General features: G+C 69.1%; 23 protein-coding genes. 14 read left to right on the top strand and 9 right to left on the bottom strand.

The window, feature by feature from the left end:
- Nucleotides 1–32: 32 nt before the first annotated feature.
- The 4 genes from WS61_RS20070 to WS61_RS20085 all read right to left on the bottom strand — a co-directional run bounded on the left by WS61_RS20070 (nt 33) and on the right by WS61_RS20085 (nt 4127).
- Nucleotides 33–1340 carry an MFS transporter gene (locus WS61_RS20070; protein WP_373557127.1) on the bottom strand — a complete coding sequence of 436 codons (1308 nt, stop codon included), beginning with the start codon at nt 1338–1340 and terminating at the stop codon, nt 33–35.
- Nucleotides 1341–1408: 68 nt separating this feature from the next.
- The gene (locus tag WS61_RS20075) at nt 1409–2098 is read right to left on the bottom strand and encodes a DUF4286 family protein (protein ID WP_059502700.1); all 690 of its coding nucleotides are present in this window, start codon (nt 2096–2098) and stop codon (nt 1409–1411) included.
- Nucleotides 2099–2197: 99 nt separating this feature from the next.
- Nucleotides 2198–3235 carry a LysR family transcriptional regulator gene (locus tag WS61_RS20080; RefSeq protein ID WP_059502817.1) on the bottom strand — a complete coding sequence of 346 codons (1038 nt, stop codon included), beginning with the start codon at nt 3233–3235 and terminating at the stop codon, nt 2198–2200.
- A 100-nt stretch (nt 3236–3335) separates the two neighbouring features.
- Nucleotides 3336–4127: an SDR family NAD(P)-dependent oxidoreductase gene (locus WS61_RS20085; RefSeq protein ID WP_059502702.1), complete on the bottom strand. Its 792-nt coding sequence runs from the start codon at nt 4125–4127 to the stop codon at nt 3336–3338.
- A gap of 403 nt (nt 4128–4530) precedes the next feature.
- On the opposite strand from WS61_RS20085, the gene WS61_RS20090 reads away from it, so the two are divergent.
- From WS61_RS20090 to WS61_RS20140, 11 genes are all read left to right on the top strand, one after another.
- Complete coding sequence (locus tag WS61_RS20090; protein WP_059502704.1) at nt 4531–5409, top strand: neutral zinc metallopeptidase; 879 nt, start codon at nt 4531–4533, stop codon at nt 5407–5409.
- A gap of 163 nt (nt 5410–5572) precedes the next feature.
- Nucleotides 5573–6307, top strand: a complete 735-nt coding sequence (locus WS61_RS20095) for a helix-turn-helix transcriptional regulator (RefSeq protein ID WP_059502706.1) — start codon at nt 5573–5575, stop codon at nt 6305–6307.
- A 217-nt stretch (nt 6308–6524) separates the two neighbouring features.
- Complete coding sequence (locus tag WS61_RS20100) at nt 6525–8027, top strand: aldehyde dehydrogenase family protein (RefSeq protein WP_059502708.1); 1503 nt, start codon at nt 6525–6527, stop codon at nt 8025–8027.
- Between the two features lie 67 nt (nt 8028–8094).
- A complete protein-coding gene (locus WS61_RS20105; RefSeq protein ID WP_059502710.1) occupies nt 8095–9435 on the top strand; it encodes an aspartate aminotransferase family protein in 1341 nt (446 codons plus the stop codon).
- A gap of 237 nt (nt 9436–9672) precedes the next feature.
- A complete protein-coding gene (locus WS61_RS20110) occupies nt 9673–11175 on the top strand; it encodes an APC family permease (protein ID WP_059502712.1) in 1503 nt (500 codons plus the stop codon).
- Nucleotides 11172–11771 carry a DUF3156 family protein gene (locus WS61_RS20115; RefSeq protein ID WP_059502714.1) on the top strand — a complete coding sequence of 200 codons (600 nt, stop codon included), beginning with the start codon at nt 11172–11174 and terminating at the stop codon, nt 11769–11771. Before WS61_RS20110 ends, WS61_RS20115 begins: the two co-directional genes overlap by 4 nt.
- Before the next feature lie 71 nt (nt 11772–11842).
- Nucleotides 11843–12781 carry a helix-turn-helix domain-containing protein gene (locus WS61_RS20120; protein WP_034204494.1) on the top strand — a complete coding sequence of 313 codons (939 nt, stop codon included), beginning with the start codon at nt 11843–11845 and terminating at the stop codon, nt 12779–12781.
- Between the two features lie 161 nt (nt 12782–12942).
- Nucleotides 12943–14151 (top strand): porin, encoded by a 1209-nt coding sequence (locus tag WS61_RS20125; protein WP_059502716.1) that lies wholly within the window; start codon nt 12943–12945, stop codon nt 14149–14151.
- Nucleotides 14152–14418: 267 nt separating this feature from the next.
- The gene (locus tag WS61_RS20130; protein WP_059502718.1) at nt 14419–15657 is read left to right on the top strand and encodes an ABC transporter substrate-binding protein; all 1239 of its coding nucleotides are present in this window, start codon (nt 14419–14421) and stop codon (nt 15655–15657) included.
- Nucleotides 15658–15691: 34 nt separating this feature from the next.
- Nucleotides 15692–16561 carry a carbohydrate ABC transporter permease gene (locus WS61_RS20135; RefSeq protein ID WP_059502720.1) on the top strand — a complete coding sequence of 290 codons (870 nt, stop codon included), beginning with the start codon at nt 15692–15694 and terminating at the stop codon, nt 16559–16561.
- Nucleotides 16558–17418, top strand: coding sequence for a carbohydrate ABC transporter permease (locus WS61_RS20140; RefSeq protein WP_059502722.1), 861 nt, complete (start codon nt 16558–16560; stop codon nt 17416–17418). Before WS61_RS20135 ends, WS61_RS20140 begins: the two co-directional genes overlap by 4 nt.
- A gap of 32 nt (nt 17419–17450) precedes the next feature.
- On the opposite strand, the gene WS61_RS20145 is transcribed toward WS61_RS20140, so the two are convergent.
- The gene (locus WS61_RS20145; RefSeq protein ID WP_059502724.1) at nt 17451–18473 is read right to left on the bottom strand and encodes a LacI family DNA-binding transcriptional regulator; all 1023 of its coding nucleotides are present in this window, start codon (nt 18471–18473) and stop codon (nt 17451–17453) included.
- 6 nt (nt 18474–18479) lie between these two features.
- On the opposite strand from WS61_RS20145, the gene WS61_RS20150 reads away from it, so the two are divergent.
- Entirely contained in the window at nt 18480–19400 is a 921-nt protein-coding gene (locus WS61_RS20150; protein ID WP_157692758.1) for a phosphatidylinositol-specific phospholipase C, read from the top strand.
- On the opposite strand, the gene WS61_RS35710 is transcribed toward WS61_RS20150, so the two are convergent.
- Nucleotides 19401–19679, bottom strand: coding sequence for a hypothetical protein (locus WS61_RS35710; RefSeq protein ID WP_257127303.1), 279 nt, complete (start codon nt 19677–19679; stop codon nt 19401–19403).
- Here WS61_RS35710 and WS61_RS35715 point away from each other — a divergent pair.
- Nucleotides 19678–19902 (top strand): hypothetical protein, encoded by a 225-nt coding sequence (locus WS61_RS35715; protein ID WP_257127304.1) that lies wholly within the window; start codon nt 19678–19680, stop codon nt 19900–19902. The two genes, WS61_RS35710 and WS61_RS35715, sit on opposite strands and share 2 nt — an antisense overlap.
- 65 nt (nt 19903–19967) lie before the next feature.
- On the opposite strand, the gene WS61_RS20160 is transcribed toward WS61_RS35715, so the two are convergent.
- The gene (locus tag WS61_RS20160; protein WP_059502726.1) at nt 19968–20579 is read right to left on the bottom strand and encodes a LysE family translocator; all 612 of its coding nucleotides are present in this window, start codon (nt 20577–20579) and stop codon (nt 19968–19970) included.
- Between the two features lie 86 nt (nt 20580–20665).
- Between WS61_RS20160 and WS61_RS20165 the strand changes: the two genes are divergently transcribed.
- The gene (locus WS61_RS20165; protein ID WP_059502728.1) at nt 20666–21193 is read left to right on the top strand and encodes a GNAT family N-acetyltransferase; all 528 of its coding nucleotides are present in this window, start codon (nt 20666–20668) and stop codon (nt 21191–21193) included.
- Nucleotides 21194–21211: 18 nt separating this feature from the next.
- Here WS61_RS20165 and WS61_RS20170 read toward each other — a convergent pair whose 3' ends face one another.
- Nucleotides 21212–22273 carry an alkene reductase gene (locus tag WS61_RS20170; RefSeq protein WP_059502729.1) on the bottom strand — a complete coding sequence of 354 codons (1062 nt, stop codon included), beginning with the start codon at nt 22271–22273 and terminating at the stop codon, nt 21212–21214.
- 81 nt (nt 22274–22354) lie between these two features.
- Complete coding sequence (locus WS61_RS20175; protein WP_011547377.1) at nt 22355–22663, bottom strand: helix-turn-helix transcriptional regulator; 309 nt, start codon at nt 22661–22663, stop codon at nt 22355–22357.
- Between the last annotated feature and the right edge of the window lie 188 nt (nt 22664–22851).

Here is a 22851-nt window from a genome sequence, read left to right on the forward strand (position 1 = left end):
GTGCGAAGGAATGAATCGGGGGGCGGCTGCGCTCAATCCTCGAGCGGCCGGTGCGCGGTCTCGCGCGCGGCGACGAGTGCGATCGACGTGACGACGAGAGCGGCGGCGACGTACAGCGACACGGCCGTCGTCGTGCCCGTCTGCCGGAACAACGTGGCGATCACGAGCGGCGCGAAGCCGCCGCCGACGATGCCGGCGAGCGTGTACGCGAGCGACGCGCCGGCATAGCGCACGCGCGTCGGGAACTGTTCGGTCACGAACGCGCCTTGCGGGCCGTACATCACCGCATGGATCACGAGGCCGATCGCGACGGCCGCGACGATCGCCGCGGGGCGCGCCGAATCGAGCAGCGCGAAGAACGCGAACGCCCACACGATGCCGGCGAGCGCGCCGGCGAGATACACGGGCCGGCGGCCGAAGCGGTCCGACAGCGCACCGAAGAACGGCACCGCGAGCGCGTTGCAGGCCGTGCCGATCATCACGGCCGTCAGCGCGACGGGGCGTGACAGGTGCAGCACGGTCGTCACGTAGGTCAGCGTGAACACGACGATCAGCGCATACAGCACGTCCGAGCCGATCCGCGAGCCGCCCGCGATCAGCAGGCGCTTCCAGTGGTACTTCAGCACGTCTGCGACGGGCACGTCGGCGGTCGCGTGCGATTCGGCGAGCTGCTCGAACTGCGGCGTTTCGTCGACGCCGCGCCGCAGCCAGAATCCGAACACGACCAGCAGTGCGCTGGCCGCGAACGGCAGGCGCCAGCCCCACGACAGGAACGTGTCGGACGTGGTGGACAGCGTGACGAGCGCGATGCAGCCGGTGCCGAGCAGCGTGCCGAACGACGGGCCGATCTGCGTCCACGAGGCGGACAGCCCGCGCCGTTTCTGGTCGCCGTGCTCGACCGAGAGCAGCACCGCGCCGGCCCATTCGCCGCCGAGCGCGACGCCCTGCACGAAACGCAGCGCGACGAGCAGGATCGGGCTCAGGATGCCGGCCTGCGCGTAGGTCGGCAGCGCGCCCATCAGCGCGGTCGTCACACCCATCAGCACGAGCGTGAGCATCAGCACCGCGCGGCGGCCGATGCGGTCGCCGAGGTTGCCGAACACGAAGCCGCCGAGCGGACGCGACACGTAGCCGACCGCATAGGTCGAGAACGCGAGGATCGTGCCGGCCAGCGGATCGACCGACGGAAAGAACAGATGGTTGAAAACGAGCGCGGCGAGCGTGTTGTAGATCGTGAAGTCGTACCACTCGAGCGACGTGCCGATCATGCTCGCGGTCGCGAGTCGGCTGTTGCGGACACGGCGGGGCGCGTGGGCGGCGGGCTGGACGAGAGTGCTCATGGTATCGGGCAGTCGTGACGGATGACGGGATGAAGCGCGGGGCCGGCGTGGGCGTCGGCGTCGAGCGTTCAGGCAGGCAGGGCGGCAGCGGCGGCCGCGTCGGCTCCGGTGTCGCGTCGCCGGGCAGGCAGCGGCGCGGCGGCGCGCCACAGCAGGTCGAAGGTGCGCACGTCGTCGTGCCCGGCGAGCGTCGCCGCCACGCGACGCGTGGCCGCCGCGTCGCTGCCTTCGATCAGCACGAGCGCATCGGCGGCCGGGCGGGCGGCCGCCGCGGCGCCGATCGGCGCGGACAGGTCCGGCGACGTGCGGAAGAGCCGCGCGGCGTGGATGCCCGGTTCGTGCAGCGCGGCGTCGAAGCGCTCGCGCAGGTGCGGCACGTCGATGCGGTCCGGCGGCAACACGAACAGCGCGAGATGCGCGCCTTCGCCGTCACCGGCCTCGATCGTCAGCTCGCCGACGCGCCGCTGCGTGCCCGTCATGCGCTCGAAGTTCGCCAGCGACCACGCGGTCTGCTGCGTGAACGCGCGCCGGTACGCGTCGCCGCGGAATACGTCGAGCGCGTCCGTCACGTACAGCGCGAGGTATCGGCGCGGGCCGCCGTCGGTCGCCCGAAACCGTCGCGCATGCGTGAAGCCGGGAATCGCGACACGCTCCTGCATGTGCTCGCGGTCGTACCACGCGTTGAAATCGGCTTCGTGCGTGGGGTCGATATCCGTCCAGACGCAAAGCTGGCCGTGCGGAAGGGAAAGGCGGGTCATCGCGGGGGGCCTCGTGACGGGGGTGTCAGGAACCTCAGTGTCCCGAAGGCGGGCCGCGCCCGTCCAACAAGAAAACAAATTCGCGGTGAACAGGTTTTCTTATGAGCGGCGCGGGCGGCGTTTCGCGGCGGGTGTGGCAGGCGATGCGGCCTTCGCCGTGCGCTTCGTTTTCGTCGACGTGTTCGTCTTCGTCCCGGTTGCCTTGCGCGTGGGCGCTGCGTCGACGCGATCGGGGGCGGCTGGCTTCGCGAGGTTCGCGGCGGCCGCCGTCGGGCGCGCGACTTCGCTCGCGAGTTCCGCGATGCGCGCGGCGACCGGCAGCCCCTGGCTGCGGTACGTCGCGACGAGCGGCAGCGCCGGGAACTCGGGCTCGACGTCGAGCAGTTCGAGCGTGCCTTCGTGCAGTTCGCGCCCGATGATCGCGGGCGGCAGCGCGGCCACGCCGAAGCCGTCCGCGACGAGGCGGATCATCGCGGCGACCGACGTGATGCAGTTGATGCTGGCCGGCCGTTCGACGGCTGCGAACAGCCGCTCGATCGTCGCGTGCGGCCCCGAGTGGCGCGAGAAGCTGATGATCGGAAACCCGGCCAGGCGCGCGACGTCGAGCGGCTGGCCGCCGAGCCCGAGGCGCGGGCTCGCGGCCCAGCGCACCGGGAATTCGCACAGCGGCAGGTTCGTGAAGTCCGGCCCCGGCACCGGGTCGGTCTGCAGAATCAGGTCGACGCCGTCGGTGCTGAGCAGGCGGATCAGATGCAGCGTCGTGTCGCTCGTGATCTCGACGTCGAGGCGCGGATAGCGCTCGCGCAGTTGCGCCATCAGCGCGGGGAACCAGCTGTGCACGATCGATTCGATCACGCCGATCCGGATCAGGCCCGCATCGCTCGCCGCGTCGATGTCGCGCCGCATTTCGCCGTCGAGCCGCACGATCCGCTCCGCGTAGGCCAGCATGCGCCGGCCCGCGGGAGTGAGCGTGGCCGAGCGCGTGTTGCGGTCGAACAGGCGCACGTCGAACGCCTCCTCGAGCGATGCGATGCGGCTCGACACGGCGGCCTGCGTCGTGTGCAGTTTCTCGGCCGTGAGCCGGAAGTTTTCCAGCTTCGCGAGCCAGACGAAGGTTTCCAGAAACCGGATGTTCATCGCATTCCGAACGGTGAGGCGGTGCCGCGCCAAGCGGCGGATCCGGACGATGTTAATGGATTCGGGCGCGGGCCGGCGCGTGCGACGCCTTCCGGTGGCGTCAAAGCCGGTCGAACGCGAGCGTCGGCACGTCGACGCTCGTCGCGCCGCCGTCCGCGACGAGCGTCGCGCCGGTCACGAACGATGCGTCCGGCGACGCCAGGAATGCGCACACGGCCGCGATCTCGTCGGGTTCGGCCGCGCGCCGCAGCGGCACGTCGGCGCTGACGCGGGCGTACGCCTCGTCGAGCGAATCGCCGTGCGCGGCCATCAGCGATGCCATTTCCGCATCGGCCATCGGCGTGCGGACCCAGCCGGGGCAGACGGCGTTCGCCCGCACGCCGTGCGGGCCGTAGTCGCGTGCGAGCGATCGCGCCAGCCCGAGCAGCGCGTGCTTGCCGACCGTGTAGCCGCATACGCCCGGCCCGGCCGCGAGCGCCGCGATCGACGCGACCAGCACGATATTGCCGCGCTGCGCGACCAGGTCGGGCAGGCACGCGCGCGCGCTGACGAATGCGGTGTCGAGGTTCGCGCGCATCGCGTCGCGCCACTGTGCGTCGTCGGTTTCGTCCGCACGGCCGACACCGTGGCCGCCTGCGCATGCGACGAGCGCATCGACGCGGCCGAAGCGCTCGGCGATGCGCGGCAGGAAGCCGGCCCAGTCGGCGGTGCCGGCGGCGTCGCCCGCGAGCGCGAGGCCGCCCGTTTCGGCAGCCAGCGCGTCGAGCGGCGCCTGGCGGCGCCCGATCAGCACGACGCGGTCGCCGCGACGGGCGAAGCGGCGCGCGCACGCGGCGCCGATGCCGGTGCCTGCGCCGGTGATCGCGATCGTGCGGGCGGGCGGTTGCGTCATGTCGTTCTCCGGAAAAGGGGCGTTCCGGCCACTTTATGCGGCGCGGGCGCGCCCCGGTATCCGCCGAAAGGATGAATGCGGGCTGTCCGGACGGCCGGGCGCGGCGGCCGTCGCGCATTTTGCAAAGGCTGACGATGTTCGCCGCCGAATCGCTCTATCCTCCACATTTTTGCGATAAGCCGCGAAAGCCCGGCAAAATAGCGCGGGCGCGCGCGCGCAGTGGCGCGCGGCGCGTCGGCCGGCCGGTTCCGTCGTACGAATCGGGCGGCAGGCGGGATCGGCGCGAGCGGGCGTCCGCGGCACAGGTATCGCGTCCGCCGACGGCTCGTGCCGCCACGGCGTATCGCCCGGTTGCGCGCTGGCGCGGCCGGACCATCGACAAAAGAACAGGGAGGGGCCGGCAATGAGGCTGGACGACGAAAGAGAAAGCGTCAACGTCGAGGATCGACGCGGCGCCGGCGGGTTCGGCGGCGGGCGCGCGACGATCGGCATCGGCACGATCGTGGTTGCGCTCGCCGCATCGTATTTCTTCGGCATCGACCCGCGCGTCGTGCTCGAAGGCGCGTCGGCGCTGCAGGGCCGACAGCAGCAGGCGCAGCCCGCCCCGACCCAGCACCAGGGCGCACCGGCCAACGATCCCGGCGCGGTGTTCACGCGCAAGGTGCTCGGCAATATCGAACGCACGTGGACGGGCGTGTTCAACACGCAACTGCACGCGCAGTACGAACCGCCGAAGCTCGTGATGTTCACGAACTCGACGCCGACCGCGTGCGGCACCGGCCAGACCGCGATGGGGCCGTTCTACTGCCCGGGCGATCGCAACGTGTATATCGATCTCGGCTTCTACGACGAGCTGCGCAAGCGTTTCGGCGCGGGCGGCGATTTCGCGCAGGCCTATGTGATCGCGCACGAAGTCGGCCATCACGTGCAGAACCTGCTCGGCATCGCCGACAAGGTCGACGCCGCGCGCCGGCGGTCGAGCCAGGCGCGCGCGAATGCGCTGTCGGTGCGCATGGAGCTGCAGGCCGACTGCTTTGCCGGCGTGTGGGCGAACAACGCGCAGCGCGCGAACCAGCGGCTGATGGAGCCGGGCGATTTCGAGCAGGGGCTGAAGGCCGCCGCGGCGATCGGCGACGACCGGCTGCAGCAGCAAGGGCAGGGCTACGTCGTGCCCGAAAGCTTCACGCACGGCACCAGCGAGCAGCGCGTGTACTGGCTGCGGCGCGGGATGGAGTCGGGCGAGGTGAGCGCCTGCGACACGTTCGCCGCGAACGCACGCTGAAACGACGCGCGCACACCGTCGCGCGCCGATATCGTCCCGGTTGAACCGGCCGCCGCGGCCGGGCCGGGACGATTTGCCGATTTGTGCTCACCGGCGCTTTTCGGCGCCGGTAGGCTGGCCCGACCGTCGAGATTCGATGCGTTCGCCTGCCGGCCGATTTCCCATGCCCATCTTGTCCGTTTCCGCCGACCATGCCCGCGCCGACTGGCAACGCGCGCTGCGCGCGTGCGTGGATGCGTTCGACGCATTCGCGAGCCCGTCGGCGATCGTGTTCTACCGGCTCGACCGGAGCGGCGAGCCGGCCGATTTCGAGCTGTTCGGGATGCCGGAATCGATGCATCGCACCTATGTTGCCCGCTACCGGATGCTCGATCCGCTCCATCCGTCGCGCTGCGCGGCGGGCGAATGCGCGGTCGTCACGCTTGCGTCCCAACTGCCCGACGAGCGGCGCGATGCATCCGCGTACTGGACCCGTTTCCTGCGGCGCCACGACGTGGCCGACGTCGTCGAGATCTGGCTGCGCGACGCGGGCCGGACGGTGGGCGCATTCTCGCTGCTGCGCTTCGATATTGGCGACGCGAACGGCAACGGCAGCGGCAGCTCCGGACGGTTCGCACCGGGCGAGATCGACGCGCTCGCGCGGCTGCAGCCGCTCGCCGAAGCCGCGCTGAGCCCGCTGCTGCGCGCGCGGCGCGGCATCCACCGGATCGGCTGCGAAGAACGCCTGACCTACCGCGAGGAGCAGATCGCGCGGCTCGTGCGCGACGGCCGCTCGAACAAGGAGATCGCACGCGATCTCGCGCTCGGGCAACCGACGATCAAGACACACCTGATGCGCATGTACCGCAAGCTCGGCGTATCGAACCGCACCGAGCTGGTCGGGGCGCTGTTCCTGTAATCGTTCCGCGCGCGGGCAGCCCTGCCCGCGGCGATATCGAGCCGGGTTACGGCTCCGCTCCGCCCGTGCGTCGCCGCAGGGGACGAACTCGCCCCTCCCGGCGTCCCACGCGCTGCCAATTTGCGCTCACCGGGCGCGATTCCCCGTCGATACAGTGGTCCGACGCACGCGTGCCTCACCGGCACGCGATCCAGCCACGACCATCAACGAGACGCCCATGAGCAACACGAACTTCGTCGCCGTCAGCGACACCGTGCGCACCTTCGTCGCGCGCGATTTCGGCCTCTTCATCGACGGTGCAATGCAGCCCGCACACGCGGCCGCGCGGCTCGACGTGTACGACCCGGCCACGGGCGAGCGGCTCGCGACCGTCGCCGATGCGGACGCACACGACGTCGACCGCGCGGTCGCGAGCGCGAAACACGCATTCGACGCGCGCGTCTGGAGCGGGCTGCGGCCGGCCGACCGCGAACGCATCCTGCTGAAACTCGCGGACCTGATCGAAGCCGACGCCGAAACGCTCGCGCAACTCGAAACGCTGAACCAGGGCAAGTCGATTCACGTGTCGCGCGCGATCGAGGTCGGCGCGAGCGTCGAATACGTGCGCTACATGGCCGGCTGGGCGACCAAGATCACCGGCCAGACGCTCGACGTGTCGATCCCGTTCCCGCCCGGCGCACGCTATACGGCCTATACGCGCAAGGAGCCCGTGGGTGTGGTCGCCGCGATCGTGCCGTGGAATTTTCCGCTGATGATCGCGGTGTGGAAGCTGATTCCCGCGCTCGCGGCCGGCTGCACGATCATGCTGAAGCCGTCGCCGGAAACGCCGCTCACCGCGCTGCGCCTGGCCGAACTCGCGCTCGACGCCGGCGTGCCGCCCGGTGTGTTCAACGTGGTCACGGGTGGACGCGTCTGCGGTGCGGCGCTCGCGAGCCATCCGTCGATCGCGAAGATCTCGTTCACGGGGTCGACCGCGACCGGCAAGCTGGTCGGCGCGGCGGCCGTGCAGAACATGACGCGCTTCTCGCTCGAACTCGGCGGCAAGAACCCGATCGTGATGCTCGACGACGTCGACGTCGCGCAGGCGCTCGACGGCGTGGCCGCCGGCGCGTTCTTCAACCAGGGGCAGGTATGCGCGGCAGCGTCGCGCATCTACGTGCATCGCAGCAAGTTCGCGCCGCTCGCGGAGGGCCTCGCGGGCGTCGCGCAGTCGATGAAGCTCGGCGCGGGCCTCGACACCACCGCGCAGATCAACCCGCTGGTCTCCGCGCACCATCGCGACAAGGTCGTCGAGCACATCGAAGGCGCGCGCCGCGCGGGCCTCACGTTCCTCGCGGGCGGCACGCCGGCCGACGATCTGCCCGGCTATTACGTGAAGCCGGCCGTGATTGCCGATCCGCATCCGGACAGCGCGATCGTGCGCGACGAGGTATTCGGCCCGGTGATCGTCGTCGTGCCGTTCGACGACGCGGCCGACGCGGTGCGCCTCGCGAATGCGTCGCCGTACGGCCTCGCCGCGAGCATCTGGAGCAACGACCTGAAACGCGTGATGAACCTGGTGCCGCAGATCGAGGCCGGCACCGTGTGGGTGAACTGCCATATCCCGCTCGATCCGTCGATGCCGTTCGGCGGCTACAAGCAATCGGGCATCGGCCGCGAATTCGGCCAGTACGCGATCGAAGGCTTCACCGAAACCAAATCCGTCTGCATCGCGCACTGACGCGCGGCGCTCGAACCCGAACGAATCCGAACGAACCGATTCAACCGATCCGACCATGGAGACTGCAATGAGCTACAACGAAGCGAAATTCTGGCATCCGATGCTGCACCCGAACGAAATGAAACAGCGCAAGCCGATCCGTATCGTGCGCGGCGACGGCTGCTACGTGTTCGACGAGGAGGGGCGCAAGCTCGTCGACGGCGTCGCGGGCCTGTGGAACGTGAACGTCGGCCACAACCGCCAGGAAGTGAAGGACGCGATCGTGCGTCAGCTCGACGAACTCGAATACTTCCAGCTGTTCGACGGTATTTCGCATCCGCGCGCCGAGGAGCTGTCGAAGAAGCTGATCGACATGCTCGAACCGGAAGGGATGCGCCGCGTGCTGTACAGCTCGGGCGGCTCCGATTCGATCGAGACCGCGCTGAAGATCGCCCGCCAGTACTGGAAGGTGCGCGGTCAGGCCGATCGCACGAAGTTCATCTCGCTGAAGCAGGGCTATCACGGCACGCATTTCGGCGGCGCGTCGGTGAACGGCAACACGGTGTTCCGCCGCAACTACGAACCGAACCTGCCCGGCTGCTTCCACGTCGAGACGCCGTGGCCGTACCGCAACCCGTTCACGCAGGACCCGGACGAACTCGGCCGGATCTGCGCGGAAATGCTCGAGCGCGAGATCCAGTTCCAGAGCCCGGACACCGTCGCCGCGTTCATCGCGGAGCCGATCCAGGGCGCGGGCGGCGTGATCGTGCCGCCGGCCAATTACTGGCCGCTGGTGCGCGAGGTGTGCGACCGCTACGGCGTGCTGCTGATCGCCGACGAAGTCGTGACGGGCTTTGGCCGCAGCGGCAGCCTGTTCGGCAGCCGCGGCTGGGGGGTGCGCCCGGACATCATGTGTCTCGCGAAGGGGATTTCGTCGGGCTACGTGCCGCTCGGCGCGACGGTCGTGAACGCGCGGATCGAGGATGCGTTCGCCGCGAATGCCGATTTCGGCGGGGCGATCATGCACGGTTACACGTACGCCGGCCACCCGGTTGCATGCGCGGCCGCGATCGCGAGCCTCGACATCGTCGTGAAGGAAGACCTGCCGGCGAACGCGGCGAAGCAGGGCGCGTACCTGCTCGAAGCGCTGCAGCCGTTCGCGGAGCGCTTCGCGGCAGTCGGCGAGGCGCGCGGCAAGGGGCTGATGCTCGCACTCGATCTCGTCGCGAACAAGGACACGCGCGAGCCGATCGATCCGTTGTCGGGCTATGCGAACGCGGTCGCGGAAGTCGCGCGCGAGAACGGCGTGCTGGTGCGTCCGGTCGGCACGAAGATCATCCTGTCGCCGCCGCTCGTGATCCAGCGCGAACAGCTCGACCGGATCGTCGATGCGCTCGCGGCCGGCTTCGAGGCCGTACCGTTCGCATGACGGCGTGACCGCATGAAGGCAAACCCGCGGCGGAGGGTAAACGCCATCGCGGGTTTGCCGATTTGCGCTATGACCGGATTATTTTGCCTGCGTATTTTTTCGACATCGGATCACGCCGTGATCGACAAGGGCCCCGGGTCTCGTCGGGCTGAAGCACCGCCCGGGGCCGACCGCAGAGCATCCGGCCCCGGCCGCCGATGAAGCGCCGGCTCGGGCCAACCAACGAAGGAGACAACGATGTCGGGATGGTCGGGAATGACCGGCGCCGCGGGCGATACGTCCGCCGGCTTGCCGGCTGAAGCGGGCGGCGGCGCCGCATTGAAGGCCGGTGCGGTCGGTTTCCCGACCGCGCTGGCGAGCGCCGTCGGCCTCATCATGGCGAGCCCGGTGATCCTCACCGCGACGTCGGGCTTCGGGATGGGCGGCTGGGCGTTCGCGGTCGCGATGATCGTTGCGTTCGTGATGATGCAGGCGCAGGCGACCACGTTCTCCGAAGCCGCCGCGATGCTGCCGACGGCCGGCTCGGTTTACGATTACCTGTCGTGCGGGCTGGGCCGCTTCTGGGCGATCACCGGCACGATTTCCGCGTATTTCCTCGTGCACGTGTTCGCCGGCACGGCGGAGACGATCCTGAGCGGCATCATGGCGCTCGTGAACTTCGAGTCGCTGAACGCCGCGTTCGAGAAGCACAACAGTTCATGGCTCGTCGGCGTCGGCCTCGTGGTCACGTTCGCGATCACCAACATCGTCGGCATCAAGGTATTCAGCAAGCTCGAGATCGTGCTGACGGCAGGCATGTGGCTGTCGCTGATGATCTTCGGGATCCTCGGGCTTGCGGCCGCGCCGGCCGTGCATCTCGACGGCTGGTTCGGCGGCTCGGCCGTCGGCACGTCGATCCCGGCCGTGCTGTCGCTGGTCGGGATGGCGATGTTCATGTTCGTCGGCTGCGAGTTCGTCACGCCGCTCGCGCCGGAAATGAAGGCGCCGGGCCGCACGATCCCGCGCGCGATGGCGCTTGGCCTCGTCGGCGTCGCGATCTGCATGTTCCTGTACGGCGCGGCGATCCGCCGCCAGGTCGCGAACGTGCCGGTGAGCCCCGACGGCCTCACGCACCTGCTCGACACGCCGGGCGCGATTCCCGCTTTCGCGCTGCAGGTGCTCGGGCCATTCGGCCGCGTGTGGTTCGGCATCGCGTTCCTGTGCGCGGGCGCCGCGACGATCAACACGCTGATGGCCGGGCTGCCGCGCATTCTGTACGGGATGGCGATCGACGGCGCGCTGCCGCGCTGCTTCGCGTACCTGCATCCGCGTTTCAAGACGCCGGTGGTCGGCATCGTCGCGTCGGCGGTCGTGCCGATCTTCCATGCGTGGCTGATCAACGGCAATCTCGACAGCATCCTGCATCTCGTGCTTGCCGCGACCTGCGCGTGGGGCACCGCGTACCTGCTCGTCACCGCATCGGTCGTGATGCTGCGTATCCGCCGCCCGGACCTGCCGCGGCCGTACCGTTCGCCGCTGTTCCCGCTGCCGCAGATCGTGTCGAGCGTCGGTATCGTGCTTGCGATCTGGTACATCACGCCGCCCGGGATGAACCCGCGCGACATCTACGTGCCGTTCGGCGCGATGCTGGGGCTCACCGCGCTGTACGCGCTGTTCTGGACGCTCGTCGTGCAGCGCCGGCATCCGTTCAAGCCGGTGCCGGTCGAGGACGTGCTGCGCAACGAGCACGTCGCGCCGTGAAGGCCGTACTCGCCCGATGGCGCGCGGCGGCCGATGCGCCGCCGCCCGGTCACAGCTCTGGCGCGATCGCCGCGCGCGTGCTCGCCGATCTGCGGGCCGTGCGCGATGCCGGCGGCGGTGTTGGCGGCGTCGGTGGTGTCACGGCGCGGCTGTCGAACGGCGTGCGCGTGAGCATCGACGAGCGCGTCGAGCGCCAGTTCCTGATGCATACGGTCGGCGTGAAGGTGACGGCGGCCGCCGACGGCCCGGCCGCGCGGGGCAGCGCGCGCGTGCGGCAGACCGGCTGGCTGCGTCGAACCGGCATCGAGGCGGCGCCCGCGCCCGGATGCGACCCGCGCTTCGTCGACACGCTGGCCGCATTGATCGCCGAGCCGGCGCTGGCCGACGCGCTGCGGCCGCTGCACCTGACCGACTGCGCGATCGACGCGCGCGACGGCCGCTGGACGCTCGCGATCGCGCCGTTCGGCGGCAGCGAGGTCGTGAACCGGATGCCGTCGTTTCGCCGCTATGTCAGGCTGATCGACGAGCAGGCCGCGGCGCTGTCGGCGGCCTGTCTTGCGTTCGAAACCGTACTACGCAGGATTTTGCGAGGGTAAGCTATGGCGATGCGTGCCGCGCGAACCCGGCGGCCGCGTCCAGCACCCCCAGGGTTTTACCGGAGACGCCGATGCTGTTCCAGTCACGCTCACACGAAGACGTGCACGATCACGGGCTCGCGATCGCGGGCTGGCATCAGGTCTATCGTCAGATGACGCCGGGCCGCTTCAAGGGCACCGTCACGCAGGTGCTGTACGACGATTTCCACTTCTTCCGCGAGACGACCAACCGGCGTGTCGCGCAAACGGGGCTCGCGCCGCTCGGGCGCACGTCGCTCGCGGTGCCGCTGTCCGTGCCGCTCGCGGGTACGTTCCAGGGGCAGCCGGTCGACGGCTATGCGCTGCTCGCGCTGCGCGCCGGCGAGGATTTCGAATTCCACACGCCGGAAGGGATGGGGCTCGTCGGGATCAGCGCGGCGTCCGACATGGTCGACGAGCTGTGCGAAGCCGAATTCGGTGCGGCTGCTGCGCGCAGGCTGCGGCACGTGACGCGGCTGTCCGATGCGCAGGGCGTCGCGCTCGGCATGCGGTTGTCGGCGCTGATCGACGATGCCCAGCGCAACCCGGGCTGCCTCGAATATGCGGCCACCCGCAAGATGTTTCGCGACGCGATGCTCGGCATGTTTCTCGATGCACTCGAACAGGGCATCGGCGTCGAGCGCCGCGACATCACGCACGCCACCTACAGCGATATCGTGAGCCGCTGCGAGAAGCATCTGCGCGAGCGGCCCGAAGAACCCGTCACCGTGCTCGAACTGTGCCGCGCGCTGCGCTGCAGCCGCCGCACGCTGCAAACGAGCTTTCAGCGCGTGGCGGACGTCACGCCGGTCGGCTACCTGCGCACGATCCGGCTGAACGCGGTGCGTCGCCTGCTGCGCACGACGCCGGTGCAGCAGCTCGGCGTCGGCGAAGCCGCCGCGAGCTGGGGCTTCACGCATCTCGGCTATTTCGCGCGCGAGTATCGCGACCTGTTCGGCGAATTGCCGTCGCAAACCTTGCGGCCCGAATGACGTCCTCCTGCCGCGACGGCGCCGTCGTGCGTCGTCCGTCCTCGTCACCGTTTGCTGATTTGGGATAGGGGTCCGGAATTTTCGCTGGATAAAGTCCTGCCACCCATATCGACAACACCATCGGTTCGCAGTGCAAATCGATGAACATGGAGGGGCGGGACATGAAGAACGGACAAAGACTGGCCGCAGCCGCGGTCATGCTGGGTTGCGTGCACGCGCATGCGCAGACCTCGGGGAGCGTGACGCTGTACGGCACCGTGGACACCGGCATCATCTATTCGACCAACCAGCAGTTCACGCGCGCCGACGGCAGCACGGGCGGCGGCCATGCGTGGCAGATGGGCGGCGGCAACCTCGTGCCGTCCCGCTTCGGCTTCCAGGGCGCCGAGCCGCTCGGCGGCGGCCTCGATGCGGTATTTACGCTCGAGCAGCAGTTCCTGTCGGCGAGCGGGCAGGCGCTGCAGGGTGGCACCGCATTCAGCCGGCAGGCATGGGTCGGGCTGCGCCAGGACGGGATCGGCACGCTCGGCCTCGGCCGGCAATACGACTCGTACACCGACATGCTCGGCGCGTACGTGTCGAGCAACAACTGGGCGACGCCGTACGGCTCGCATCTCGGCGACGTCGACAACCTGAATGCCGCCTTCAACTTCAACAACGCGGTGAAATTCACCAGCGCCGATTTCAACGGGCTCACGTTCGGCGGCACGTTCAGCTTCGGTGGGCAGGCCGGCGATTTTTCCGCGAAGCGCGGCTATGCGGTGGCCGCGACGTACACCCGTGCGCCGGTGGCGTTCTCGGTCGGCTATCTCGACCTGCATCAGCCGCTCGACGCGGCGCTCGGCGGCGCGAGCGGCTATATCGGCGATTTCGCGTGCAGCAACCCGGGCGCGATGTATTGCCTGCTGCAGGATGCCGGCTCGATGCGCGCGTTCGGCGCGGGCGGATCGCTCACGTTCGGCGCGGCGACGGTCGCGCTGACCTACACGCATACGCGCCTGGGCGACAGCCGCTATTTCTCGACCGCCGCACAGCCGCGCACGCAGGCGTTCACGTTCGACGTCGGCGAGCTGAACGTCACGTACATGTTCACGCCGGCGCTGCAAGGCGGCGTCGCGTACATCTTCAACGCCGCGCATACGGACGGGCGCGGTACGACGCGGTTCCACCAGATCAACCTCGGCACGAACTACAGCCTGTCGAAGCGCACGGCGCTGTATGCGGTCGCGATCGGGCAGATCGCGAGCGGCACGGGGCTCGGCACCGACGCGAACGGCAACGCGGCGAACTATGCGCAGATTCCGGTGCTCGCGAACAGCAATTCGAGCCGGCAACTGGCGGTGCTGGCCGGGATTCGCGTGAACTTCTGACGGCTGCTACTGCGGGCATGAGGCGGCCGGGCGCGCATGGCGTGCCTGGCTGACCTCCGGGCCGTCGTCGCGTCACGGCACGATCGATACGGCCGGCGCGAGCGGTACGACGGCAAATGCCGCGCACCGGCATTCGACGCGTGCCATAAATTCTTAACGATCGGCGTGAACAATGGCGTTCGCATCAGGCGGCCAGCCGCGTCTCCCGCGTTGCACACGTGTGCAACGCCTGGCCGTCCCGCCACCACGCCGAACGAGAGAGACCCCATGACCTTGCCGAGCCGCCTGCGCGCGCTGTCCGTCGCCCTTGCGCTGTCCTTCGCCGCCATGCACGCCGTGGCCGCCGATCTCGTCATCGCGGGCCGCGACGACATCTACGGCAAAGGGCTGACCGACGCCGTCGCCGGCTTCAACAAGCTGCATCCGGGCACCGAGATCGAACTGCTCAAGCTGCCGAACGCGAACCTGTACCAGAAGCTCAAGCTGTCGATGCGCGAAGGCACGGGCGCTTACGATCTCGTGATGATGGACGACACGTGGGCGCCCGAATTCATCGGCAACGGCTGGCTGAAGCCGCTGCCCGCGTCGCTTGCGGACGCCGATCTCGTGCCGTCCGCCGTCGCGCTCGGCCGCAATGCGGCCGGTGCGCTGTACGCGCTGCCGATCGTCGGCAACGTCGAGATGTTCGCGTACCGCAAGGATCTGCTCGCGAAGTACAAGCTGCAGCCGCCGCGCAACTGGGACGACGTGCTGAAGATCGCGCAGACCGTCGGTGGCGCGGACAAGAGCGTGTCGGGCGTCGTGTTCCGCGGCACGAAAGGCAACCCGGTCGTCACGGGGTTCCTGCCGATCCTGTGGGCGTACGGCGGCGACGTGTTCGACCATGCCGGCAACGTGACGATCGATTCGCGCGAAGCGCAGGCTGCACTGAAGACGTTCCTCGCGCTGAAGGCGTTCGCGCCGAAGGACGTCGACGTGTACGGCGCGGCCGAAGTGCGCGATGCATTGCAGCGCGGCACGGCCGCGCAGTCGATCGAGGTATGGCCGGCGTGGGTGCCGGCGCTCGACGATCCGAAGCAGTCGCGCGTGGTCGGGCAGATCGCGCTGCAGCCGCCGCCGGGGCAGACCGCAGGCCCGGCACCGATGCTCGGCATCTGGCAGATGGGCATTCCGAAGGACGCACCGCACGCGAAGCTCGCGCAGGACTTCCTCGCTTACCTGAGCGCGCGCGATACGCAGACGCGCCTCGCCGGCATCGGCATTCCGCCGACTCGCCGCAGCGTCTTCAACGATCCGGCGCTGGTGCGCCAGTACCGCTGGTATCCCGATCAACTGAAGGCGCTCGAGGCTGGCCGCGCACGGCCGCGCGTGAAGGACTGGCAGCAGGTCGAGAGCATTCTCGGCGATCAGTTGCAGCTCGCGTTGACGGGGCAGGCAGCGCCCGATGCCGCGCTGCGCCAGGCGCAGCAGAAGATCGCGCAGGCGACGGTCGCGGCCGGCAAGTGAGCGCGCCCGTCGATCCGCTGGCCGGGCGTTCCGCATGAAAGCGTTCGGCCGCGGCCTGCCGTTCGTCGCGCTGCTCGGGCCGGCGCTGCTGGTGCTCGCCGCGCTTGCGCTGTATCCGGTCGCGCAGGTGCTGATCGACTCGTTCTGCCGGGTCGATTACTCGGCCGGCCGCCGCGCGTTCGCGGGGCTCGCGAACTATCGCGCGGTGCTCGGCGACGATGCGTTTACGGCAGGCTTCGGCAATACGCTGCGCTTCACGCTCGTCGCGTCGCTCGCCGAAGTCGTGCTCGGTTTCGGTCTCGCACTGCTGTTCGTGCGTGCGTTTCCGGGGCGGCGCATCGCGCTGCCGCTCGCGATCCTGCCGATGATGCTGTCCACGCTCGTGTGCTCGGCGATCTGGCGCAACTGGCTGAACTTCGACGGTTTCCTCAACGCGCTGCTCGCGGCGTTCGGCATCGACGGCGTGCGCTGGCTGTCCGATCCGCACCTTGCGCTGTGGTCGCTCGCACTCGTCGACGTGTGGCAGTGGACGCCGATGGCGTTCCTGATCGTACTGGCCGGGCTGCAGTCGATTCCGCAGGAACTGTACGAAGCCGCACGCACCGACGGCGCGAGCGAGTGGCAGTGCCTGCGCGACATCACGCTGCCGCTCGCGGCGCCGCAGATCGGCCTTGCGCTGCTGCTGCGCTCGATCGACACGTTCAAGCTGTTCGACAAGGTCTATGCACTGACGGGCGGCGGCCCCGGCAATGCGACGCAGACGCTGTCGACCTATATCTACGACACGGGCTTCCGCTTCTTCAATGTCGGTCCGGCGAGTGCCGCGTCGGTGCTGATGCTCGCGGCGTCCGCGCTGCTGGTCTCGGGGTACGTATGGCAGACGGTTCGCAAGCGGCGCGCATGACGACACAATCGGCGGGCATCTCGTGCGCACGGACGGGCGCCGTATTCGGTCACGCGGTGCCGTGGGCGCTGCGCATCGTCGCACTCGCGCTGTTGCTGCTGCCGTGCCTGTGGATGGCCGGCGCGGCCTTCATGCCGACCCTCGAACGCCTCGATCATCCGTTGCGGATCTGGCCGGCCGCGCCGACCGTCGAGCATTTTGCGTCGGTGTGGTCCAACGGCGTCGGCGCGCCGCTCGCCAATTCGCTGCTGGTCGGCTTCGGCACGACGCTGCTCGCGCTGGCGCTCGCGTTTCCGGCCGCGTATGCACTCGTGCGGCTGCGATTTCCGGCGCGGCTCGACCTGCTGTTCCTGGTGCTCGTGCTGGCGTTGAAGCTGATGCCGCCGATCACGATCGCGGTGCCGCTGTTCGCGCTCGCGAAGCGGCTGCACCTGCTCGATTCGACGCTCGGCCTGACGCTCGCGTACCAGATCTACGCGTTGCCGATGGCGATCTGGATGCTGCTCGCGTTCGTGCGCGACGTTCCGGTCGAATACGAGGAAGCGGCGTGCATCGATGGCGCGGGGCTCGCCCGGCGGCTTGTGCAGATCGTATTGCCGCTGTGCGCGCCGGGGCTGATCGCGACCGCGATCTTCGTGTTCATCGCGGCCTGGAACGAATTCCTGATCGCGCTGCTGTTCGTGTCGACGCCGAGCCGCTTCACGCTGCCGCTCGCGATTGCCGGCTACGTGACGGAGAACGGCATCGACTGGGGCGACCTGATGAGCGCGGGGCTGATGGCGTCGCTGCCCACGCTCGCCGTGGCCGGCTACGTGCAGCGCTACCTGTTGCGCGGGTTCGCGGGCGGGTTGAAGTGACGCGCGGCGTGGCCGCGCCCGGTCCCGCGCCGTCACGCGCAACTGTCCCGCACCACCTGCGTGACCGGTACGACGCACGTGCGCGACGGGCCGTCGAACGTCTGGATCCGGTCGGCGAGCAGGTCGATCGCCGCGTGCGCGAGGCCGTGCGTGTCCTGCCGCAGCGTCGTCAGCCCATACGCATCGTATGCGGCGGCGGGGATGTCGTCGAAGCCGATCACGCGAAGGTCGTCCGGCACGCGCAAGCCGAATTCGCGGCGCGCGACGTCGATCACGCCGAGCGCGAGCAGGTCGGACGAGCAGAACACGCCGTCGGGCCGCTCGCCGGCCGCGAACAGTTGCCGCGCGGCGTCGATGCCGCTGGCGTGGGTGTCGGACGGCGTGTCGAGCACGCGTACGAGCGTCGCGTCGAACGCGTCGCGTTGCCCGATCGCCTGTTCGAACGCCGCGGCGCGCGATCGCGCGCTGTAGCTCGCGCTGCGCGGCCCGACGAACGCGAGCCGGCGCGCGCCGGCCCGCACGAGCCGTTGCGCGGCGTGGACGGCGCCCGCTGCGTTGTCGCTGACGATCACGTCCGCGCCCGGCAGATTCGCTTCGCGGTTGATCATCACGACCGGAATCCGGTGTTCGAGATACTGCTGCGCGACCGACAGCGGCGGCGATGCGGACGTCATCACGAGGCCCGCGATCCGGTAGCGGAGCAGTTGTTCGAGCGATTGCCGGACCTGGCGCGGATCTTCCGCATTGGTCACGAGCGGCGTGAGCGCGCGCTGCCCGAGCGCGGCCATCAGGTCCGACAGCAGCCGCGCGCGGAACGGGTTCTCGAACCCGGCCGTCACGACGCCGATCATGCTGCTGCGCTGCGTGATCATGTCGCGCGCGATCAGGTTGACCTGGTAGCCCAGCGCACGCGCGGCGACCATCACCCGTTCGCGCGTTTGAGGTGCGATGCTTGCCGTCGGCGAGAACGCGCGCGACACCGCGGAGCGCGACACGCCGGCCCGCGCCGCGACATCCGACGCCGTCACCCACGGTTTTCTTTCCTTGTCATTCATCGATTCATGATTCCTTCGCGCCACGATACGTGCATGCCGCCTGCCGACTGGATGTCGGCGCTCGACGACGCGCGGCTGCTGCATACGCTGACCCTACCGGGCAGCCATGACACCTGTGCGTATACGGTCGACGATCCGCTGGTGCGCACGCAGCGTGCGCCGCTCGACGCGCAGCTCGCGCATGGCGTGCGGCTGCTCGACATCCGCTGCCGGCACGTGCGCGACGCGTTCGACATCCATCACGGCGGCATCGCGCTCGGCATGACGTTCGACGACGTGCTGGCAACCTGTACGCGCTTTCTCGATGCGCATCCTCGCGAATGCATCGTGATGTCGGTGAAGGACGAGTGGCCGGCGCATGCGTGCACGCGCGGTTTCGATGCGACGTTCGACGCGCATCGCGCGCGGCATCCGCGGCTGCGCTGGCATGCCGGCGGCACGCTGCCGACGCTCGGCGACGTGCGCGGCGCGGTCGTGCTGTTGCGGCGCTTTCGCAGCGGCCGGCCGCTCGGTATCGACTTGACCGCGTGGTCCGACAACGCGACGTTTACGATCGATCATCCGGACGGCGCATTCGTGATCCAGGACGAATATCGCGTACCGGTGGCAGCGTCGATCGCATGGAAGTGGCGCGCGATCGACGCGCTGCTGACGCACCTGCCGCTGCCGGACAGCGGCCGCTGGGCGCTCAGTTTCTGCAGCGGAACGGGGATGGGGGCGAATCCGTCGGTAGTCGCATTCGGCGATGGCCGGGTGCAGGGGATTCATGCGCGACTGGCCGAGCGCTTGCGCGAGCAGCGCGGCCCGTACGGCGCGGTGCTGCTCGATTTCTGCGACGACGGCGACTGGGCGCTGGTGCGTGCGCTGATCGAATGCAACGATCGCGCGCCTGGGCAGGGCGGCTGGCGCAAGGCGTTTCGCTGCTAGTTAGCGAAGATTCGCGTTGAAGAACGCGAGTGCCTTGGCGTCGAGCGTTTCGTGGAATGTGGCGCGATCGAATCCCTTTGCGTCGGTGCAGATCTCGGGTGCGCTGCGTGCGAGCCCTTCGGAACACGGCGACAGAAACGCGAAATGGGCGGAATGCGGCACGACGTGGAATTCTGGCCGTTGCGGCAGCAGGGCAGCCACTTCGGAGACCGTTTGCGGCTCGACACCGCCGCCGCCCGATGCGGACGCCCACGGACGCCCACAGCTGGATCGGCGCATGCACGTCCTTCAGCATGTCGACGGTCGGAAACATGTCGAACGGATCGGCGAGCACGTAGGCCTTGATGCGCGGATCGTGCGTCAGCGGCGCCTTCGGCAGGTCGCCAGCACGGATCTGCTTCGCACGCAACTCGGGGCCGGTTGCATCGGCGGGGATCCGGACGAACTCGACACCGGCCGCGTGCGCAACCGTGGCGCACAGGCAGAGCAGGACAGCCGATAGCCAGGTTTTCATGTCGATTCCCGAGGCGACGAAGAAGGGAACCGCGCTGCGCGCCCGACGGCGGCTTACCGCGTCGCGATCGCCACCGCCGCGCCGGCCATCGCGGTCGCGCTCGTGCGGTTCGCGATCCGCTTTGCGCGTGCCGACGTGAGCAACGCACGCGCACGCGAAGCGAGCAGCGACCAGAAGCAGTCGGCGAGAATCAGGATGGCGAACATCGTGCCGACGAGCTCGGCCCACGCGACGACACCGACATGCGTCAGATCGACGATCGTCGGCAGCAGTGCAAGATAGAACAGCATGATCTTCGGGTTGCCGAGCGTGACCAGCATACCGGCCACGAACATGCGCCACGGCGACTGGCCGGTCGGCAGCTCGTCCGTGCCCGCCGACGTGGGCGCGGTCCACATTTTCCACGCAAGGAACAGCAGGTACGCGACGCCGAGCAGCTTGAGCACGATCAGGCCCGTCGCGAACGTGCGCACGAACGCGGACAGCCCCGCGACCGCGAGCGTGAGCCACAGCGCTTCGCCGAGCCACATCGCGGCGAGGAACGGCAGCACGTCGCGCACGCCGTTCGTCAGCACGCGTGCAACGAGCGCGGCAACGCTCGGGCCGGGCGTGCCGGCGGTGACGAGCAACGCGAAGGCGAAGACGGCGAGGGCGGACAACGTCATGGCAAGCCTCCTGGGTAGGCGTTCGAAACGTCTGAAGTTTCGATTATAGTGACGGCCGTTCCAGACTGTCTGCCTGAATCGCCGTCATGCCTGCATCGATCCTGATTCGTCCCGCCACGCGGGAAGACGCGGCCGCGATGGCCGCCGTGGAAGTCGCCGCCGCGCAGCGGTTTCGCGCGATCGGCATGGCCGATATCGCCGACGGTGAGCCGACCGATGCGGCCGCCGTGCTTGTGCGGATCGACGACGGTCGCGCGTATGTCGCGGTCGATCCGCAAGGCACGTGCGTCGGATTCGCGTTCTACCGGCTGCTCGATGCGCAGCGGCTGTATCTGGAGGAACTGGACGTCGCGCCGTCGCATGCCGGACAGCGGATCGGCGCACGTCTCATCGAACAGGTGATGGTGCGCGCGGCGCGGGAGCACGTCGAGCAGGTGGTGCTGTCGACGTTCCGCGACGCGCCGTGGAATGCGCCTTACTACGCGCGCCTCGGTTTCCGGATCGTCGACGATGCGGCGCTCGACGACGCGCTGCGCGCGATTCGCGCGCACCACGTCGCGCTCGGTCTCGACGAAACGCGGCGCGTGTTCATGTGCGCCGACGTGCACGCCTGAACCCGCACCGTTCTGCCGTCAGGCCGCGTCGCTCAGCGCCGGGTAGTCGGTGTAGCCCGTTTCGCCTTCCGCGTAGAACGTCTCCGGCACCGGCGTGTTGAGCGGCGCACCGATTTCGAGGCGGCGCGGCAGGTCCGGGTTCGCGATGAACAGCTTGCCCCAGGCGATCGCATCGGCGCTGCCGTTCGCGAGCGCGGCCTGCGCGGTATCGAGCGTGAACTGCTCGTTCGCGATCAGCGGGCCGCCGAACGCCTCCTTCAGGCGCGGGCTCAACTCGTCGCCCGAATACGATTCGCGCGTGAAGATGAACGCGATCCTGCGGCGGCCGAGTTCGCGCGCGACATAGCCGAACGTTGCCGCCGGATCGGAGTCGCCCATGGTATGCGCGTCGCCGCGCGGTGCGAGGTGCACGCCGACCCGGCCGGCGCCCCACACGTCGATCGCCGCGTCGACCACTTCGAGCAGCAGGCGGGCGCGATTCTCGATCGGGCCGCCGTACGCATCGGTGCGGCGATTGGTGCTGTCCTGCAGGAACTGGTCGAGCAGGTAGCCGTTCGCGCCGTGAATCTCCACGCCGTCGAAGCCGGCTGCCTTCGCATTTTCGGCGCCCTTGCGGTACGCGGCGACGATGCCCGGAATTTCGTCGAGTTCGAGCGCGCGCGGCGTCACGTACGGGCGCTGCGGACGCACGAGGCTCACGTGGCCGCCCGCGGCGATCGCGCTCGGCGCGACCGGCAGATCGCCGTTCAGGAACATCGGATCGGAGATCCGGCCGACGTGCCAGAGCTGCAGCACGATGCGCCCGCCGGCCGCGTGCACGGCCTGCGTGATCTGCTTCCAGCCTTCGACCTGTTCGTCGGACCAGATGCCGGGCGTGTCGGCATAGCCGACGCCTTGCGGCGTGACCGACGTCGCTTCGGTAATGATCAGGCCGGCCGACGCGCGCTCGGCGTAGTAGCGCGCCATCAGCGCGTTCGGCACGCGCGCCGCGCCCGCACGGGAGCGGGTGAGCGGCGCCATCACGATGCGGTTCGGCAGGGTCAGCTCGCCGAGGGTAACGGGATCGAACAACGTGGGCATGGCAGATAACCTCTTACGAAAGGCGGGAAAGCCGCCGCGTCGTGTGCGACGGCGCCCCCGCATGGCCGGTTCGGCCGTTGGCTAGAGTTCGCGGCGCAGAGCGTCGAGAAATGCGTCGATGACGGCCTCGTTGCGCTGGAAGAACGCCCATTGGCCGATCCGCGTCGACGTCACGAGCCCCGCGCGCTGCAGCGTGGCGAGGTGGGCGGACACGGTCGACTGCGACAGCCCGCAGCGCGCGTCGATCTGGCCCGCGCAGACGCCGTGTTCGTACGGCAGCGTCTGTTGCGGAAAATGCTCGCCGGGCGTTTTCAGCCAGACGAGGATCTCCCGGCGCACGGGGTTCGAGAGCGCTTTCAGGATCGCGTCGATGTCGAGTTCGGTCGGCATGGAAAGGCTGGGCGTGTCGATCAGGCAACGGGTATCGTCGATGAACGAATCTCATATCGTTATTTTGCGATATGTTTGAAAGCACTGTCGGCAATGGGGTTGATAGCGTGCGGCGATCGCGGGGGCGGATCGACGGCGGGAGGCGCCTTCGACGGAGGAGTGCCGGTTTCTGGCCATCTCGGCGACGA

Source organism: Burkholderia sp. ABCPW 11, from assembly GCF_001523445.1.
Taxonomy (GTDB): Bacteria; Pseudomonadota; Gammaproteobacteria; order Burkholderiales; family Burkholderiaceae; genus Burkholderia.

Coding starts and splice junctions, on each gene's coding strand:
- WS61_RS20165 (WP_059502728.1), top strand. CDS start 20,666: ATGCCTGCATCGATCCTGATTCGTCCCGCCACGCGGGAAGACGCGGCC.
- WS61_RS20145 (WP_059502724.1), bottom strand. CDS start 18,473: ATGAATGACAAGGAAAGAAAACCGTGGGTGACGGCGTCGGATGTCGCG.
- WS61_RS20080 (WP_059502817.1), bottom strand. CDS start 3,235: ATGAACATCCGGTTTCTGGAAACCTTCGTCTGGCTCGCGAAGCTGGAA.
- WS61_RS20100 (WP_059502708.1), top strand. CDS start 6,525: ATGAGCAACACGAACTTCGTCGCCGTCAGCGACACCGTGCGCACCTTC.
- WS61_RS20090 (WP_059502704.1), top strand. CDS start 4,531: ATGAGGCTGGACGACGAAAGAGAAAGCGTCAACGTCGAGGATCGACGC.
- WS61_RS20110 (WP_059502712.1), top strand. CDS start 9,673: ATGTCGGGATGGTCGGGAATGACCGGCGCCGCGGGCGATACGTCCGCC.
- WS61_RS20125 (WP_059502716.1), top strand. CDS start 12,943: ATGAAGAACGGACAAAGACTGGCCGCAGCCGCGGTCATGCTGGGTTGC.
- WS61_RS20085 (WP_059502702.1), bottom strand. CDS start 4,127: ATGACGCAACCGCCCGCCCGCACGATCGCGATCACCGGCGCAGGCACC.
- WS61_RS20095 (WP_059502706.1), top strand. CDS start 5,573: ATGCCCATCTTGTCCGTTTCCGCCGACCATGCCCGCGCCGACTGGCAA.
- WS61_RS20120 (WP_034204494.1), top strand. CDS start 11,843: ATGCTGTTCCAGTCACGCTCACACGAAGACGTGCACGATCACGGGCTC.
- WS61_RS20135 (WP_059502720.1), top strand. CDS start 15,692: ATGAAAGCGTTCGGCCGCGGCCTGCCGTTCGTCGCGCTGCTCGGGCCG.
- WS61_RS20075 (WP_059502700.1), bottom strand. CDS start 2,098: ATGACCCGCCTTTCCCTTCCGCACGGCCAGCTTTGCGTCTGGACGGAT.
- WS61_RS20170 (WP_059502729.1), bottom strand. CDS start 22,273: ATGCCCACGTTGTTCGATCCCGTTACCCTCGGCGAGCTGACCCTGCCG.
- WS61_RS20140 (WP_059502722.1), top strand. CDS start 16,558: ATGACGACACAATCGGCGGGCATCTCGTGCGCACGGACGGGCGCCGTA.
- WS61_RS20105 (WP_059502710.1), top strand. CDS start 8,095: ATGAGCTACAACGAAGCGAAATTCTGGCATCCGATGCTGCACCCGAAC.
- WS61_RS20130 (WP_059502718.1), top strand. CDS start 14,419: ATGACCTTGCCGAGCCGCCTGCGCGCGCTGTCCGTCGCCCTTGCGCTG.
- WS61_RS20150 (WP_157692758.1), top strand. CDS start 18,480: ATGATTCCTTCGCGCCACGATACGTGCATGCCGCCTGCCGACTGGATG.
- WS61_RS35715 (WP_257127304.1), top strand. CDS start 19,678: ATGCACGTCCTTCAGCATGTCGACGGTCGGAAACATGTCGAACGGATC.
- WS61_RS20070 (WP_373557127.1), bottom strand. CDS start 1,340: ATGAGCACTCTCGTCCAGCCCGCCGCCCACGCGCCCCGCCGTGTCCGC.
- WS61_RS35710 (WP_257127303.1), bottom strand. CDS start 19,679: ATGCGCCGATCCAGCTGTGGGCGTCCGTGGGCGTCCGCATCGGGCGGC.
- WS61_RS20175 (WP_011547377.1), bottom strand. CDS start 22,663: ATGCCGACCGAACTCGACATCGACGCGATCCTGAAAGCGCTCTCGAAC.
- WS61_RS20160 (WP_059502726.1), bottom strand. CDS start 20,579: ATGACGTTGTCCGCCCTCGCCGTCTTCGCCTTCGCGTTGCTCGTCACC.